This is a genomic window from Paenibacillus sp. MAHUQ-45 (assembly GCF_058133325.1).
This window is the reverse complement of record NZ_JBYUPV010000005.1, coordinates 78,762-95,885: the sequence shown is the minus strand read 5'-3', so window position 1 is coordinate 95,885 and position 17,124 is coordinate 78,762. Positions and strand designations below refer to the sequence as shown.

General features: G+C 44.4%; 7 protein-coding genes. All 7 read right to left on the bottom strand.

Annotated features, from left to right (window positions below; all coding sequences use genetic code 11):
- Positions 1-103: 103 nt before the first annotated feature.
- Positions 104-2,959 (bottom strand): HD domain-containing protein, encoded by a 2,856-nt coding sequence (locus AC3Y23_RS13115; protein WP_379199507.1) that lies wholly within the window; start codon positions 2,957-2,959, stop codon positions 104-106.
- Positions 2,960-3,534: 575 nt separating this feature from the next.
- Entirely contained in the window at positions 3,535-5,148 is a 1,614-nt protein-coding gene (locus AC3Y23_RS13110) for a DUF2326 domain-containing protein (RefSeq protein WP_379199505.1), read from the bottom strand.
- Positions 5,138-5,368, bottom strand: a complete 231-nt coding sequence (locus AC3Y23_RS13105) for an ABC-three component system middle component 7 (protein WP_379199503.1) — start codon at positions 5,366-5,368, stop codon at positions 5,138-5,140. The genes AC3Y23_RS13110 and AC3Y23_RS13105 overlap by 11 nt, the downstream gene beginning before the upstream one ends.
- On the bottom strand, positions 5,352-6,155 hold the full coding sequence (locus AC3Y23_RS13100) for an ABC-three component system protein (RefSeq protein WP_379199501.1): 804 nt from the start codon (positions 6,153-6,155) through the stop codon (positions 5,352-5,354). Before AC3Y23_RS13100 ends, AC3Y23_RS13105 begins: the two co-directional genes overlap by 17 nt.
- A gap of 454 nt (positions 6,156-6,609) precedes the next feature.
- Entirely contained in the window at positions 6,610-12,717 is a 6,108-nt protein-coding gene (locus AC3Y23_RS13095; RefSeq protein ID WP_379199499.1) for an Ig-like domain-containing protein, read from the bottom strand.
- Positions 12,718-12,845: 128 nt separating this feature from the next.
- A complete protein-coding gene (locus AC3Y23_RS13090; RefSeq protein ID WP_379199981.1) occupies positions 12,846-13,976 on the bottom strand; it encodes a response regulator in 1,131 nt (376 codons plus the stop codon).
- Entirely contained in the window at positions 13,976-17,098 is a 3,123-nt protein-coding gene (locus AC3Y23_RS13085; protein ID WP_379199497.1) for a hybrid sensor histidine kinase/response regulator, read from the bottom strand. The genes AC3Y23_RS13090 and AC3Y23_RS13085 overlap by 1 nt, the downstream gene beginning before the upstream one ends.
- Positions 17,099-17,124: the final 26 nt, after the last annotated feature.

Sequence of the window (17,124 nt, the reverse complement as noted above, 5' to 3'; positions counted from 1 at the left end):
CACTGGACATGTGTGGAGTAAGCAGGGTCAACACATTGAAAGCAGAATTCTTAGTCTTTATATGCGGGACGTATCCGCACGAATATAGCTTTTATAAATAAATCTAGATATACTCCGATAAATATTCAAAAGCTTGTGGGAATTTCCCCCTTCTCTCCTTTAATTCGTATGGAATAAAAACTCCATCTGCAAAGCAACTATCTAAAGCTTCTTCAACATATTTATTTAATGCTGCAATCTTCTCCTTATCACGTTTATTGTATTTTCTAAATTTTTTTGGTGTTATAAATATCTCAATAAGGGTATCTACTTTCACCCCATCTTCGCTTTCAAAAAAAGAATCATCAATTGTTGCCGGGGGTGGATTATTCATAGCAATACAGACCATGCTCTCAAGCTCTTTTTCAATTTCCAACTTACCCCAAATGTCCTTTCTCATTTTAATTTCTCCATCAATTAAAGCTACCCCAAGTTGCTTTGGAAGATAGATTCTTTTGGAAGATATTCTGAAATCGTGTATAAAGCTTACTTGATAAAGTTCATTTTTTAACAATTCGTTCGAATGCGATAGCGAATAACTCGAGATCATCACATGTTCTAGATAAGACCAAATATTAAAGGATAATTCTTGTGAAGATTTAGGCCATATTTGAACAATTTTATTTGTTTTCAGCTTTCTAATATTACGGATATAAGGAAGACAATACCCTGTTTTTGACAACACGAGTGATCCTTCTCCTATCAAGCTCTCCTCTCTAACATCCACCATTTTCTCAGATCTTAGAATAGGGTGACTGAAACATGTTATATCCCTGCCTAACTTAATAGTATCCATCTTTAATTTCAAAAGCTTTGCCAGCATATCTAAAATCAAGCTTTGAGATAGTTCTTTTTCAAATGGTAGTTCACCATCTCCTCCCAACTTATCCCTCGTTAATGTGAGCGGCATAGATCCCTCATAATCAAGTACCATAATTGAGGGCTTATTATTCATCGAAGGGTAAGAGTTATAAAAGGGATATCGGCTAGTATACCCATAAGGAATGATGATTCCATTACAAAGTAAAGGTGATTGAAAGAACTGCTCTGATGTAACCCCTCCGAACGTCCATAAGACTACACCGAACTCTGGAATTTTAATTTGTTTCCAATTATCTATGCTAACGACTGTGTGATACTTATTGAAACCATCTCGTCCCCAGTCATCAGGGAATTCATATTGAATATCAGGTTTATTTAACAAATACCATGCAAACCATGCTGGTTCACTACTATGCGATCGATAATCGCTTTCAATCTGTTCCTTTAATTCTAATAATGACTGTTCATTAAGCTTGATCCTTATCTTAGTCCCCACTGAACAATCAATAGTATTACTCACTTCAATCTGCACATCGTCCAAACTTGCCGTAAAAGAGTATCCTAATTCCGAGTCAATACTTTTCGTAGTGACCTCAATTTGATCACCTAATAAGAAAGCCGCCAATGCCCCTACCCCAAATCGACCACTTCGGGCAATTTGAGTATTTCCATCCAATGTAAAATTCGTTTTCCAATCATTATTGTTTCTATAAGATGCTCCAGCTTTCAAAAAATAATGAATTATAACTTCCGCTGACATACCGATGCCATTATCTTCGATTTGGAAAAAATAGTCCGAATCCATTTGGTAGATACTTACTTTAATTTTGGATTTGTATTCGCTTTTCTCTGACTTTGCTTTGCAGAGATATTCAAGCTCCCTACATGCATCAACTGCATTTTGGATAAGTTCTCTCACTCCGTAACTCAATTTCCCACCATACAAGGGCGATACCAATAGCTTAATAGCCTCTGGCTCACTACCAAACATTACCTTATCAGGAAGATATGGCAGAGAATTTGTGTACTTTTTGTTTTCAAGATTTGACCGTATTCTTCGTATAGAAATTGTCAATTTGTTTAATTCTTTATACCTTCCATAAACCTCCCCAATAATAGCCCAACTTAAATCCAATTCATTTTGGATATCTTTTAGTAAAGATTTTATTTTAAGAAACTCACTACTGTTATTGGGTCTGGCGTTTACAAAAAGAGTCTCAGGATCTTCATGATTCTGGTTCATATCTTTAATCGTCTGATGAATGTCCCATTCTAATATAGATGCGGGGCTGGAAAACGATGAGATCTGTAAGCTTATAGCTGGAGCGCGATCGGGGGTGATATGAAGGTAGTCGGAGATCCTTAAAACGACCATAAGATAAATTACTTTGATATTATAGGGCGTACGACAATCGTGATGCTTTTCTAACAAATAGGAGAATGTAGAACGTAAGTCCATCCCATGACTTCGACTAATTAGTCCTATAATATCCTTTATTTCAAACTCCAAGTCAACTGCAAAAGGTGAATTATTCTCATTCACCAATGGGAAGCCTGATAATACAATCTCATGAGCCATTCTCGGATGATGGCGGCGAATGAACTCTCCAATAAATATTTTATCGGTTTTAGAATGTTCATTTTTATCTTTAGAAGGTTCTTTTAGCAGTAGCGTTTTTTTGCCGAAAATCTCTTGTCGCTTTTTCCCACTCCATTTCTTGGATTCCCGAAGATACTTACTCCATTCCTCCTCCCACGTTAGATTGTCAATTCCCTTGATTACATCTTCTTTGCCTTTTTCGAGAAATCTATTGAATCCTTCAAAGGTAAGATGCATACCAAGATCATGTACCAAAATGGACAGTATTAAAACTGTAATATCTTTAACATTTAGAAGACAAAGGCTTTCACCGATTAGATTCTTGGCGTTTTCTAGAACGGCTTCTACATGTGAAGTATCATGCTTCGTGTACTCCGGGAAAAACTCAAATTTACTTTCTTGTATGATTACATCAAAACGAGAGACTGTTGACCTTACGATCCCAGAAAGATACATATCTTTATCAAGAACATCCATGAACCCTTTTGGAATAATCATATATAGATTCCTCCTCCCCACAGTAAAGATATGTAACATACATATTTTTTAAAACCCAAGTCACTGCGTCCAGATCTTGTTTTTTCAAACAGCAACTAATGCATTGACTTAACGAATGAACCATGTACAAATAGCCCCTTACTGCTTCAATCAAGCAGTAAGGGGTTATTTGCTGAGTACGTAACAATCATCAAATTATCCATCCAGATTATTTATCAACGTATATGAACATTCATCGTTCAATACCACTTCAACGTACCTACTATACTTCTGGACATAGCTTTGATTTCAGGAAATTCGCGTTACCTAAATTATATATCGGACACTCATAAAGAAGAAAAGGCTTGAAGCTGCATGTTTCTGTATTGAATCAAGAAGGTATGAAAAAAGGGATTATTCACTTCCTTTTACTATTTCCACCAAGATATCTCCGATTTATCAGACCTTTCGCATCAACAGTGTGCATCACTCCACATGCGATAAGAGGATCAAATTAATGTCAGCATCTTTGCATAATTAAGCCTTTTACAAAAATGACTGTTGCTAATTATTTCTGTCTTTACTTTTTAAGTAACTCACTTGTCACTCCATGATTTACCAAATAACTCATTCCCATTTGGAGAAAGCTCCAAAATCTTTGTTTCATTTAAAATCTTTTGGCTTTCTTTTGTATATGCTGCTTTCTTATCAAATGAAATAAATATTTGTTTATCAATAGTTCTATACTTTTTGAATATTTTTTCTACAGCTTCATCCGCAATTTGCTTTAAGACCACAGAATCATGAATTAAAACTGGTAATGATGTTAACTCCAAAATACTTAAGTCATACACTATCAAGTTTTTATAAGAAGTGCCAGTACCCGTATCATCAATCGTTTCAAAGTTGTATTGGTTTTTATCAAATGATAGTATTGGGGGCTTTTTCTTTCCAGAGTATATATAATCGTTTATTTCCTGCATCTTAGTATTAATAATCATTTGTAAATGTAACAGTTGTTCTTTTCTCATTTGATCTCTTCTAACTTTGGTATCATCTCTTGAAGTCTTAAGGCTATCTAGCTTTAAATATGCAGCATTTTCACTTTCCAATACTTCGCTCTTTTTTTGTAGCTCTGAGTATTTTTTTAAAATCACCTTTGATAAATTTGGAGTTTGTATCATTTGTTTGATATTAAACTCAATATTATCAATTTCATTTTGCGAAATGGAAAGTAGTCGGTTTAACTCTTCTTTCTTTTCTTTCAACTCTGCCCTTAAGACACTTCGTATTTCGTGATGGAATCTCTCAACTTCTTCAATACTCCGCAAATTAGTATCAGGAAAGAACCTCAATAAATCATCAAATCGTTCAGAACTTAAAGGTGAATTCCCTTTTATATTCTCATCTAAAAGTATGAATTGAGAATAGTATCTACTTTTTTGCCTTTTTGCAACAGATAGTCGCTGTTTCAATTTTATTAATTCTTCAGCTTTTACAGAGTTTAAATCTAGTAATTGATTATCCAAATCTTTAGAAATACCCTCTTTTTCTGTATCAAGCTCAGATAGTTCTTTAATATTCGCACTGTACTTTCGTTTTCCAATAGATGCTACAAGGTTGAATTTTTGTGCACTCTTAAATGCACTTAATTCTGCTTCTCTTTGCTTAAGAGCAGCCTCTAATTCTGCGATAACATCATATAGTCCAAATAATTTCAATAATGCATTAATCGGAGCCCCGGCGCGTTCACTATGAACAATATCTAAGGGACGCTTTTCGTTCAAGTTCTCTTTCCCATAAATTCGCGCAAATCTACCAACAGTATCACGAAATCTTATATCAGGTAAATTAATTTTGTACTGCTCTTTTAAAAATTCGCAGTATTGAGTAAGCGTTAAATTGGAGACAAAATTATATTCATTGTCACATTCAACCACAGTTTCCAAATCATCAGTATCTCTTAAGAAAAAGTACTTTTCTTGATTAAATATAAAGCAAAACTTAATGGTATGATTTCCTAGATGTCTTTGAATTTCTGAAGATTTCATAACGTAATCCTTACCACCAAAAGCAAAATCAATAATCATTAGGAAAGTTGATTTACCAATAGAGTTAGTCCCAACGTCATCCCCTAGAACCGTATTTAAGTTAGGAAAGAACTCAACTCTCTGCTGCTTAAACTCCTCACATATAATTTCATATAACATAATTAACTCTCCTCGATACAAGACTGTACTCAATTTTCCCTAACGCATACAAACATTCTAGAGCCTCTAAAAATTCAGTTAAATCCTCCATTTTATCAATTACCTCTATGTATAACTCAGAAATGGACGACGGCTTACCTTTATCAATAGCATCTAAAATCACAGGGAATTTACTTATCGTGCTCTCTTTATAACTATACAACTTATTGGGCAATTTCATGGAACACCTCGCAACTTTGAACAAAATACGATATTACTGCTTCGCACGCTTCATTTGTGGAATCAACTGATTTCGACTTCATCCATTTTACAAGAGCATCAAAAATCTCACTTTTATTCTCCATTTCCTCTTCACATTTCAAAAAGCTCGTTCTAATTTCAGAGGCCACTAGCTCAAAGTTAATTTGTTTTGACTGGTCCAAATTTTGGAATGTTTCCTTTATGAAATTATAATACATGCAAACATTTGTTTCTATCTTCATTTTAAGCATCAAATATGTATCCTCAATTTTGCTAGATATTCTTAAAGCTTGGTACTCTAATTTCATTTTCTGTAGTGTTGAAGAATCAATATCTGATAATGAATTTATTACTAAAACGATTTCTTCCTCTAAGTCTTGATGTGAAGTTGAAATCTTTACTTTTGCAGCCTTTAACAATTTCTTCTTAATGTTAATCAGATTCAAATATTCTTCCTTTGTTTTGTGATCGTCATAGTATCCATGACAGTCCTTACATAAGGCAATTTTGTTTTCGAAATCCTCACAATTATTGCCGAGTCTTTCAAGTCCCTGGAGTTCTTTTACCTCAGCTGCCGTTGGACTGTTCGGGTAAATATGTGCTATTTGATACTTCTTATTCATGCGCTTACCCTTGGCAATAAGCAAGTAGCTTGTACATAAAGGGCAACTTCCTTCCACTTCTAATAAATGCGCATTATCGACATTCTCAGTAATGGATATTCTACTTATCAGATAAGGGTCATTTAATTCTTCAGACATTTCCATATTGTATCACTCCATCAACTTTTGACATGACTTCATTACCCTTCACTTGAGTAACAGAGTTCTGTATTCTTTTATCTATATATCTTAGGTAAAAGATATTTTATTGATTCGGAAATATTATGTATCGAATCATTTCTCCTTTCTACAATTCTTAAATTACACTAATATACATATTTCGAGTTTTTATATCCACATCCTTCCAAACTAATGTTCTATTTTGCCCCCTTAAGCCCTATAACATAGAAAAAAATCCGTTCTAAATGACCGGACTCATTAAAGAGAAAATAAATCGGAAAATACTAGATCAGTGGACTGCAATCGTTGTCATTGTTTGCTGTAGATATATTCCTATGCCTGTTCGGGTTGTTTACCAAATTCAAAAAAAACCTCCCCTCCCAACATTGAAACTCTTGCCGGGAAGGGAGGTTAAATTAAACCTACGAGATATCTCTACTTAGATCAGACCTGATTTTTGCAAAAGTCTTTGAATAATGGTTGCAACCTCAGCCCTGCTGATGAATGACTTCGGTGCAAGCTCACTAGCGCTTCGTCCAGATATGAGGCCGGCCTGTACGCTGTCTGCAACGCTGCTTTGCGCCCATCCAGATACATTTGACGCATCCTCAAACGAATGAAGTGTTATATCCTCTGATCGGGCGGACAGCGTTTCCTTGAGTCCAGTAATCGCCATCGCTCTGGAGAGAATCGTCATGGCCTGTTCTCGGGTAATTTTGTCGTTTGGCCGGAACGTACTGTCCTCAAACCCGCTAATCAACTGATACGCGTATGCCGTGTTGATCGCGCTGCTGGACCAATCTGACGTCTTCACATCAGAGAACACCGTTGAGTTATTTTCCAGTTTCAGTCCCAGTCCGCGCACGAGAATAGCTGCAAACTCGGCTCGGGTGATATCGCGATCTGGACTAAACAGACCGTTGCCCGTACCATCAATGATCATTCGTGATCCCATATCGTTAATCGCATCTTTCGCCCAATGGTTCACGACATCAAGGAATTCGACCGGATGCCAGACAACAGAGTACGTACTATTGGTTAAGCTGTTGATCTGAGCATAATACTTGCCATCGATATTAACGATCTTAGTTGGTACGTGGCGGACACTTCCATCCGGACCCACAACGACGCCTGTCGTTATTTTGTTCGGGTCCACTCCGGCCGGAATGGCGATCGTTCTTTCCACATAAGCTTTGAACTTCGATACTTCAACACTTGTATTTCCGTAAATAGCTTTGATCGTAAAATCCAGCGGCGGAACCACAAGCGTGAATGTGCCTTTTACTGCCGCGTCCTCTACAACCTTCACCGCACCCGCTGTTGGCGTGGCAATTTCGATTTGTATCTTAATGTCTTGCAGAACAATCGACTTGCCCAATTGTTCCGATATAGCATCGATTTGAATTTGTTGTGCCGGGATCGTATATGTCGCTTGATCCGTCTTGATCGCTACAAGAGCTTGCTTGCTTTCCATACTTTTTATCATCTGACCGTTAAGCTCACCAATTACGACATCCGAATTAGACCCGACCGGAATCGTAACAATAGCTCCTTGACCTTCAGTCTCCAGTTTATCCTCCAGTTTCTTCTGGTCGACGATAACCGTTGTAACGTTCTGGTCATTTCGCTTGCTTGTTGTGGCCGTTCCCGCATTTTCTACTTTCCCGTTAACAAGGATGTCAACACTTGTATTCGTATTGACAGGTACGGTCGGTGAGGAAGGCTGAGATGAGTCCGAATTGCCATTATTGCTGGATTCTGCTCTCGGTATGATTGTGTTTGATTCTGCGGAAGATGTGCTTCTTTTCCTCGCAGCATTAATCGCTACTACCGTAAAGCTATAACTCGTTCCATTGGTCAACCCTGTTATCGTAATCGGACTTGTCGTTCCGGTAACGACCACATTGCCTGGTGAAACAATCACTTCATATCCCGTAATCGGAATGCCTCCGTTATCAGTCGGAGCCGTAAACGTAACGGTAGCTAATCCATCCCCGGCGGTCACCCTCACATTTGTAGGCTCTCCCGGGATCGTGGACGGAGTCACGCTTACTTCATTCGATGCTGCGCTCAAACCGCCCTCATTCCCGGCCTTCACCACAAAGTAATAGGTCGTACCGTTTGTCAGGTTCTTGACGATATGGGTAGAAGAAGTAGCCGTTGTGTATTCAGCATCAGTAAATTGGCCTGAAGTCGTCGCCATATAAATGTTGTAATACGTAGCTCCAGTTACTGTATTCCAATTTAGAGTGACCTGATGATCGCCGTCAACAGCAACCAGGCTTTGCGGATTAGCAGGAACACTCGGCAAGTTTACTGATTGCGTGACGGTAAATGTCACAGGCGTCATATGATCCGCAGCTATCGTAACCGTTGCCGTATAGGTGCCCGAAGGCAGATTGTCCTTGGCATGGATGTCAAAGCTTGTTGATGTGCCGCTAGTTAAGTTTGTTGATGGATGTGTCGTTACAAAATCATTGGCGTTCTTGCCGCTAAGCGTTACCGACAAGTTTACTAGATCTCCTGTACCTGTATTCGTGATGGTGATTGGTCTAGTTTCTTGGGTACCTGAATGGTATCCCTGAGTAAGAGCCGCTAACGATTGATCCGTAATTGCATCAATCGAATAGGAAAGTGCCGCTGTCACCGTGATCGTCGCGGTGGCCTTCTTCGTTGCATCTGCTGTCGATGTTGCTGTGATTGTATAGCTACCCGCTACCGCATTCGCCGCTACGGTTACTTTTCCTGTGTTGTCCACCGCTACTTTGTTGCTGGAATCACTACTACTCCACGTAACCGTGGTTGCTGCTCCACCAACTGCATCAACTGTGGCTGTGAGTTGCTTGCTTCCTCCTTGCACCACACTTGCACTATTCGGAGTGATACTCACACTGTTGACGGCTTGTGCCACCGTCACCGTGATTGTCGCGGTAGCCTTCTTCGTTGCGTCTGCTGTCGATGTTGCCGTGATCGTATAAGTACCCGCTGCCGCATTCGAGGCTACAGTTACTTTTCCTGTGTTGTCTACCGCTACCTTGTTGCTAGTGTCACTGCTACTCCACGTAACCGTGGTTGCTGCTCCACCAACCACATCAACTGTGGCTGTGAGTTGCTTGCTTCCTCCTTGTACCACACTTGCACTATCCGGAGTGACGATCACGCTATTGACGGCTGGTGCCACCGTCACCGTGATTGTCGCGGTAGCTTTCTTTGTTACGTCTGCCGTCGACGTGGCTGTGATCGTATAAGTACCCACTGCCGCATTCGAGGCTACGGTTACTTTTCCTGTGTTGTCCATCGCTACTTTGTTGCTGGAATCACTGCTACTCCACGTAACCGTGGTCGCTGCTTCGCCAACTACATCAACTGTGGCTGTGAGTTGTTTGCTGCCGCCTGGCGCGATGCTTGCGCTATTCGGAGTGACACTCACGCTATTGACGGCTGGCGCCACCGTCACCGTGATCGTCGCTGTGGCTTTCTTCGTTACGTCTGCCGTCGACGTGGCTGTGATCGTATAAGTACCCACTGCCGCATTCGAGGCTACGGTTACTTTACCTGTATTATCCACCGCTACTTTGTTGCTTGTGTCACTGCTACTCCACGTAACCGTGGTTGCTGCTCCACCAACCACATCAACTGTGGCTGTGAGTTGCTTGCTACCGCCTGGCGCGATGCTTGCGCTATTCGGAGTGACACTCACGCTATTGACGGCTGGCGCCACCGTCACCGTGATCGTCGCGGTAGCCTTCTTCGTTGCATCTGCTGTCGATGTTGCTGTAATCGTATAAGTACCCACTGCCGCATTCGAGGCTACGGTTACTTTACCTGTATTGTCCACCGCTACTTTGTTGCTTGTGTCACTGCTACTCCACGTAACCGTGGTTACTGCTCCACCAACCACATCAACTGTGGCTGTGAGTTGCTTGCTAGCGCCTGGCGCGATGCTTGCGCCATTCGGAGTGACACTCACGCTATTGACGGCTGGCGCCACCGTCACCATGATCGTCGCGGTAGCCTTCTTCGTTGCATCTGCTGTCGATGTTGCTGTAATCGTATAAGTACCCGCTGCCGCATTCGCCGCTACGGTTACTTTACCTGTGTTATCCACCGCTACCTTGTTGCTGGTGTCACTGCTACTCCACGTAACCGTGGTCGCTGCTCCGCCAACTACATCGACTGTCGCTGTGAGTTGCTGGCTTCCTCCTTGCACCACACTTCCACTACCTGGAGTGATACTCACGCTATTGACGGCTGGCGCCACCGTCACCGTGATCGTTGCAGAGGCTTTCTTCGTTGCGTCTGCAGTCGACGTTGCCGTGATCGTATAATCTCCCGGTGCCGCATTCGCTGCTACAGTTACTTTACCCGTATTGTCCACCGCCACTTTGTTGCTGGCATCACTGCTACTCCACGTGACTGTCGTCACTGCGTCACCAATCGCATCGACTGTGACCGTGAGTTGCTTGCTTCCTCCTTGCACCACACTTGCACTATTCGGAGTGACACTCACGCTGTTAATTACTGGCGCTAAAGCAACCGTAATCGTCGCGGCCCCTTTTTTGTCGCTGTCCACTGTTGACGTTGCCGTGATTGTATACTCGCCCGGTGCGGCATCTGCTGCAACAGTCACATTCCCAGTACTGTTCACAGCGACTTTATTGCTGGAGTCACTGCTCTTCCACGTGACGGTTGTCGCAATACCTGCAAGCGCATCTACCGTCGCCGTGAGCTGCTTACTTCCTCCTTGTACTACGCTTGCGCTAGCTGGGCTAACCGTCACACTGTTGACTGCCGGAAGCAGAGTTCCAGACTGCAGGATCGTTCCAGTTACCCCCGCCGCGACATATGTGCCTTTTCCGTAGGTGACGCCCATTAGGCTTTTCTGAATACCACTCGCTCGGATCGTCCAGTTCACTCCATTACTAGAGGATACTATCGTTCCGAGGTTCCCCACCGCGACATACATGCCATTTCCGTAAATAACGTCCCAGAGAGCATTCGAGGTTCCGCTCGTTCGCTGCGTCCAGTTCGTTCCATCACCGGAGGTCAGAATCGTTCCACGTGACCAATTTGTACCCACTGCCACATAGGTGCCATTTCCGTAGATAACATTATTTAAAGCATCCGTAATGCCGCTCGTTTGGCTACTCCAGGTCGCTCCGTCACTGGAGGTCACAATCACCCCATTATCTCCCACCGACACATACATGCCATTTCCATACGTGACTCCGTTTAGATAATATGTAGTGCCGACTGTTTGGCTTGTCCAGTTCACTCCGTCACTGGAGGTCACAATCACCCCATTATATCCCACTGCCACAAACATTCCGTTTCCGTAAGTGACACCCCTTAGATAATACGTAGCACCGACTGTTTGACTTGTCCAGTTCACTGCGTCACTGGAAGTCACAATCACTCCATTGTCCCCCACTGCCACATATGTACCGTTTCCATAGGCGACATCGTTTAGATCCACTCTGCTGCTGTTAGTTTGGCTCGTCCAGCTCGTTCCGTTACTGGAGGTCATAATGAATCCCCTGACTCCTATCGCCACATACATGTTGTTTCCGTAAGCGACGCTCTTTAGATCATTCGTAAGCGGGTTCGTTCGGGTCGTCCAGTCCGTTCCGTTGCCGGTGGTCAGAATCACTCCGCCTGCACCTATCACAACAAACGTTCCATTCCCGTAGGCGGCGCTATTTAGCCCATTCGTAACACCACTCGTCCGGCTTGTCCAACTCGTTCCGTTGGTGGAGGTCACCACATTGCCAGTAAAGGTATCAAAAGCCATAAATGTACCGTTTCCGAAAGCAACGCTATATAGAATTTCCTTAGTTCCACTCACTCGGCTATTCCAGGTCGTTAAGTTAGTGGAGGTTAGAATAGTCCCACCTGCACCTACTGCCACATACATGTTGTTTCCATATGTAACATCATTTAGAGCATCCGTAGAGCCACTTGTTTTACTCGCCCAGCTCGCTCCATCGGTGGAGCTCATAATCGTTCCCTTAGTTCCAACCAACACAAACGTTCCGTTTCCGAAAATAACTTCATTAAAATGGTTCGTCGTAGTAATCGACCGTTTCGTCCAGCTGACACCGTTGTTGCTGGAAGTCACTATCGTTCCACCTGCACCCACCACCACAAATGTTCCTTTTCCGAAGGTGACGCCACTTAGAGCACTCCCAGTAATAGTCGTTCTGTTCGTTCGGTCCGTCCAGTTCACTCCGTCGGTGGAGGTCACAATGATTCCAGTGGCTCCCACTGCCACAAACGTGCCATTTCCGAAGGCAATGCTAGTTAAATAATTTGTAATGACACTACTTCGTTTCGTCCAGTTCACTCCGTCACTGGAGGTCACTATCGCTCCGCCTTCCCCCACTGCCACAAACATGTTGTTTCCGTAAGTAATTGCATTTAAACGCTCGCCCGTAGGCAACGGATTGCGGATATTCCACTCGTCAAGAGAATCTGCAAAAGCATACTGAGGAATATTGCCCGCAATTAATAAAAATACGATGAAGATCGACATCCAACGCTTGATCATTGTGTTCCTCCCACTCACCTTCATGCTGATTTACTCTACGGTGACATTATATCTGGAGAGATGTTACAAAATTGTTGCAAATAAAAAGGAACCCGCTTCTGATGGCAGATTCCTTTCTTCGACATGTATCAATCCGTTAAGTCTCGAAGCAAAGTTGTAAGCGTATCTCCCGAGACAGCTCCCAGCTCTGCATGGATCAACTCGGTGTATTCTTCGTAGTAGGCGGTAGCGCGCCCAGAACCGCCGATGCGATAGTGTAGCTTCAGCGCCTCTTCCCGCAGTGATTCGTCATAAGGATCATGCTCGATCAGCAGCTCGGCCAGTCGCAGTGCCTTGAGCGGCTCCGCCACAGTTTCCTCATAATACAAGAGCAGCTTTTTCCCCAGACTGAGAAAATACTGGCGGTATTCTTTGCGGTAAGGCTCGCACCAGACGCTGTCGAACCCTTGAAGAAACGGCCGGCTACAACGGTGAACTAATTGCTCGACATACACCAGATTGTCCGGATCTAGTCTGACGGCGTCCAATACAAAAAGCTCCAATTCGTCCGCATCCAAGGCCAGCGCCTCATCGAATAAGATCAATTTGTATCCATTCCGGACAGAGGCTAGCGACATCCCCGATTGACAATCCCGTAACGTCTTGTTGATTCTGCTAACCGTACTTCGCAGGTTGATGCCCGCCTTCTCCACATCCAGGACCGGCCAGAGCGCCTCGAACAGTTCCCACTTGCTAACCTCTTTCTCCCGGGGCTGTAACAGCATATAAGCGAGCAGCTCCGCGCACTTGGAGGTTACCCAGCGAACCGGCTCAAAGTCAACATCCATATGTAGGGCAAACTTGCCGAACAGGTAGGCGACAGCACTTCGTTGTCCACCGTTACCAACATCATCCTTGTGGCGCTGCCTTCTTTTTCCGACGCGTTCCAGCGAACGCTGCAAATCCTCTTCCATAAGCGGCTTCAGCAAATAGTCGAGTGCATTCACCCGGAACGCATCGATCGCATATTGATTATAGGCAGTAATGAAGACGACCTCCATGTCGAGCTTGTCCGCATATACCTGCTCCGCAATCTCAAGCCCACTGAGCTCCGGCATTTCGATATCCAGAAACAATACATCGGGCTGCAGCTCTTTCGCCATTCCCAGCGCCTCATGAGGATTCACACAGCAGCCCAGCACCTTCACCCCTGCACTTGTAAGCATTCTGTCAATTTGCTCTGTAATCAATAACTCGTCATCTACAACGATAGCTTTCATCAATCTGCCTCATCCTCCTCTCCGTCAGGTCCGGCTGCTGCAGCATGAGCAGGGATCAGGAAGGTGACAATAGTGCCCTTGTCCTGAACACTCTCGATCCGCAAGCCTTGCCCGAATTCATTGATAAGCCGCTTATGTACGTTGATCAGGCCGATGCTTCCGTCAAGCCGCTCCCGCTTAAAAATTCGATCCAGTTTCTCTGCGGTCATGCCAACCCCGTCATCCTGTACAGTGATCTGCAAACCCTGCGGCGCAAGCTTCGCGCGAATAACGACCGTGCCTCCCGCCAACCGCTTCATCGTGCCGTGGCGAATTGAATTTTCGACCAGAGGCTGCAAAATCAGTGCCGGAATCAGCGTCCCCGTCCGGACATCCACATCCCATTCCACGTTCAGGCGTGTGCCGAAACGGGCTTTCTCCAGCTCAACATAGGATTTGGTAAGAGACAGCTCACGCTTCAGACTGACCTTGGCATGACGGGGGTCAAGATCAAAGCTGAGCCGCAAATAGTTGCTGAATTCGCTCAGCAGCTTACCTGCCCGCGCACCGTCGCTATAACATAACGAGATAATACCGCTCAAGGCGTTATATATAAAATGCGGCTTGATCTGCGATTGCAGAAACAAGGTCTCCATACGAATGGCCTGCTCAACTGCTTCCTTCAATTGTAGCAGTGTCTGTACCCGGGCCAGCAGCTCCTTGCCGCTGAACGGTTTCACTAGAAAATCATTTGCTCCCACTTCGAATCCCATCGCAATATCTGCCGGCGAATTCCGTACAGTCAGCAGTAGAACGGGCAGCTTGTAGAGCGGGTTCTCCTCCCGAATACGCCTACACACTTCATAGCCTGAGAGCTCGGGCATCATGACATCAAGTAGAACAAGCGACAGATCATCGCGATGTTGCTGAATCAGCTTGAGCGCGTCTGCCCCATTGTACGCCGTGAGCACATGATAGCGACTGGAGGGAAATAATTCCTGAAGAACTTTAATGTTGGAGGAATCATCATCCACCAGCAAAATCTTCACCTTGCCGGATTGCTCCAGTGCATGTGGCGGGGTTTCTTCCTTCGTCGGCGAGCTTACTCTGAGTAACGGTTGTCGCTCCAGACCGACAGCGGCTTCTGACCGGCTGACCCCAAGTTCCCGCTGCATTGCCGTCGCCTCCGGCAGCTGCAGTTCGAACAAGGAGCCTTTTCCCCGCTCCGACCACTTCAGTTCCAGATGGCCCCCCATTTGCTTTGCAAGCGCCTTGGATATTTTCAGGCCCAGACCGGAAGAATGATACGCTGAAACCGCTGGCTCCCCGTCATCATGCCGGTCAAATTGGAAAAGTCCTTGGCGCCGTTCTTCACTCATCCCGACGCCAGTGTCTGCAAACGTCAAGAGCAGCCGGCCTTCCCGCAACTCTGCGCCCACCGTCACACTTCCCCGTTCCGTAAATTTCAACGAATTCCCGACCAGATTCACGAGAATCTGCTTTAAGCGGTTTTCGTCGGTATGCAGGTAGAAGGTTCCCGAAGGCACCTGATTGACCAGCCTCACCTGATCATTTCTACGGATAAACTTCAGTGCTTCGAGCGTAGCCTGCACCGTGCCGCTGACATCGAACAACCGGTGATGGAATGTCAGGCTTCCGCGCTGCAAGCTCTGAAAATCGATAATATCATTCACCAGTGTAGACAAACGGGTCGCCTGGGCAATAATGAAGTCCAGATTCTCCCGATGCCGCTGCGTCATCCCTTCGCCGTTCTGGTCGATAACCACCTGCGCCAGATTAATAATGCCGTGCAGCGGTGTCTTGAACTCGTGAGACGTGTGGATGAGAAATTCGTCTTTTTGGCGGTCGTACGCAATGAGCTGCTCCGTGAGCCGCTCGTTCCGTAAGAACGCCTCGCGAACCCGGTCCGACATGAGGAAGGATTGCGAGAGAACGAGAAGCAGAGGCGTTACGATCATATAATACGGGTTGTCTAGCGCGAGCTGGTAACGTGTCTGGGCATACACCCAACTAATAATAAGGAAAAATAAACCGAGCAAAATATAGTAAACTTGAACCCCGCCATTCCGATAACGGAAAATCCAGCGAATCATGTAAGCGAAAGCCGTAATTTGCAGAACGATCCCGAGCCAAAGAATATCTACTAAATATTCGTTCGGTATTCCAGCCAACAAGATTGGACATCCATAGTAAATCCTTCTCAGCCACTTATATTCCGAGCTTCCCTTTTGCTCCAGACCCAAGTACAAATAAACATAGAGAGTAAAAGACATAACCGAAATGTAGGGTAGGATAAAGAGCATTTTCTGCAATAAAAGAAAGGGAATCGCGGGGAACAACGTCGCCATGACGATTTCGTTGTCGATGCTGAAAAATAACCCTAATGACAAACAGAACAAACTGAAATAGGCGAGAAAAGGCTCCTTCCGCCATTGCTTGAACGTTCCTGCGAAATAAATCCCGAATACCAGCAGGGTGGTGATCACAATCATATCCGCCAAACGGGCATTGTCGCGCCTGGCCCATACATCCGCTGTTAAACCGAATTCCGGCGCTTGCACCAAGCCGCCTTCCAGATAGCGGTAGCTGGCGATCTGAATAATGATGTCAATGGTGCCCGTGTCCGATTTGATCATCCCGTAAAATGGAAGGTTGCTAGGTACAAATTGATCCGGCGACAAATCCGGTTTTCCGGTACCTCCGAGGTCCGATCCGTTCATGAAGATATGGCTGGACAACCGAAGCTTTTTGCCTCTAAGGCTATAAAAGTCAGGATCTTCAACCTCTATGCGCAGACGGTACGTACCCGCACCATGCCCCCTGTCAGATGAAACAACACCTTTCCAGCCTCCAGCTACACGAAGAAATCGGCGCTCCGCTTCCAGTTCTTTGCCCCCAGTTTGGAAATCTTGCGGAGTTAACAGCTTGTTCTCATAAAACTCCCACTCTCCTCGCAACGGTACAATCCCTTGCTTCGCAAAATTCCATTGTCTGGCGTCCAGCACTCCTCCTCGCGCTTCCGGGTACCGAAATGTAGGATGTAGCCATTCATAGACGAATGTCGATATAACGACTGTAAAGACAAGCATCATGGCGATGAGCACCGTCAATTGTTTTCTCATTGTACCTGGTCCCTGTTCCAGTTCCA

Bases quoted from the DNA above. Each gene is read 5' to 3' on its own strand.
- AC3Y23_RS13115 (WP_379199507.1), bottom strand. From the start codon at position 2,959: ATGATTATTCCAAAAGGGTTCATGGATGTTCTTGATAAAGATATGTAT.
- AC3Y23_RS13110 (WP_379199505.1), bottom strand. From the start codon at position 5,148: ATGTTATATGAAATTATATGTGAGGAGTTTAAGCAGCAGAGAGTTGAG.
- AC3Y23_RS13105 (WP_379199503.1), bottom strand. From the start codon at position 5,368: ATGAAATTGCCCAATAAGTTGTATAGTTATAAAGAGAGCACGATAAGT.
- AC3Y23_RS13100 (WP_379199501.1), bottom strand. From the start codon at position 6,155: ATGGAAATGTCTGAAGAATTAAATGACCCTTATCTGATAAGTAGAATA.
- AC3Y23_RS13095 (WP_379199499.1), bottom strand. From the start codon at position 12,717: ATGATCAAGCGTTGGATGTCGATCTTCATCGTATTTTTATTAATTGCG.
- AC3Y23_RS13090 (WP_379199981.1), bottom strand. From the start codon at position 13,976: ATGAAAGCTATCGTTGTAGATGACGAGTTATTGATTACAGAGCAAATT.
- AC3Y23_RS13085 (WP_379199497.1), bottom strand. From the start codon at position 17,098: ATGAGAAAACAATTGACGGTGCTCATCGCCATGATGCTTGTCTTTACA.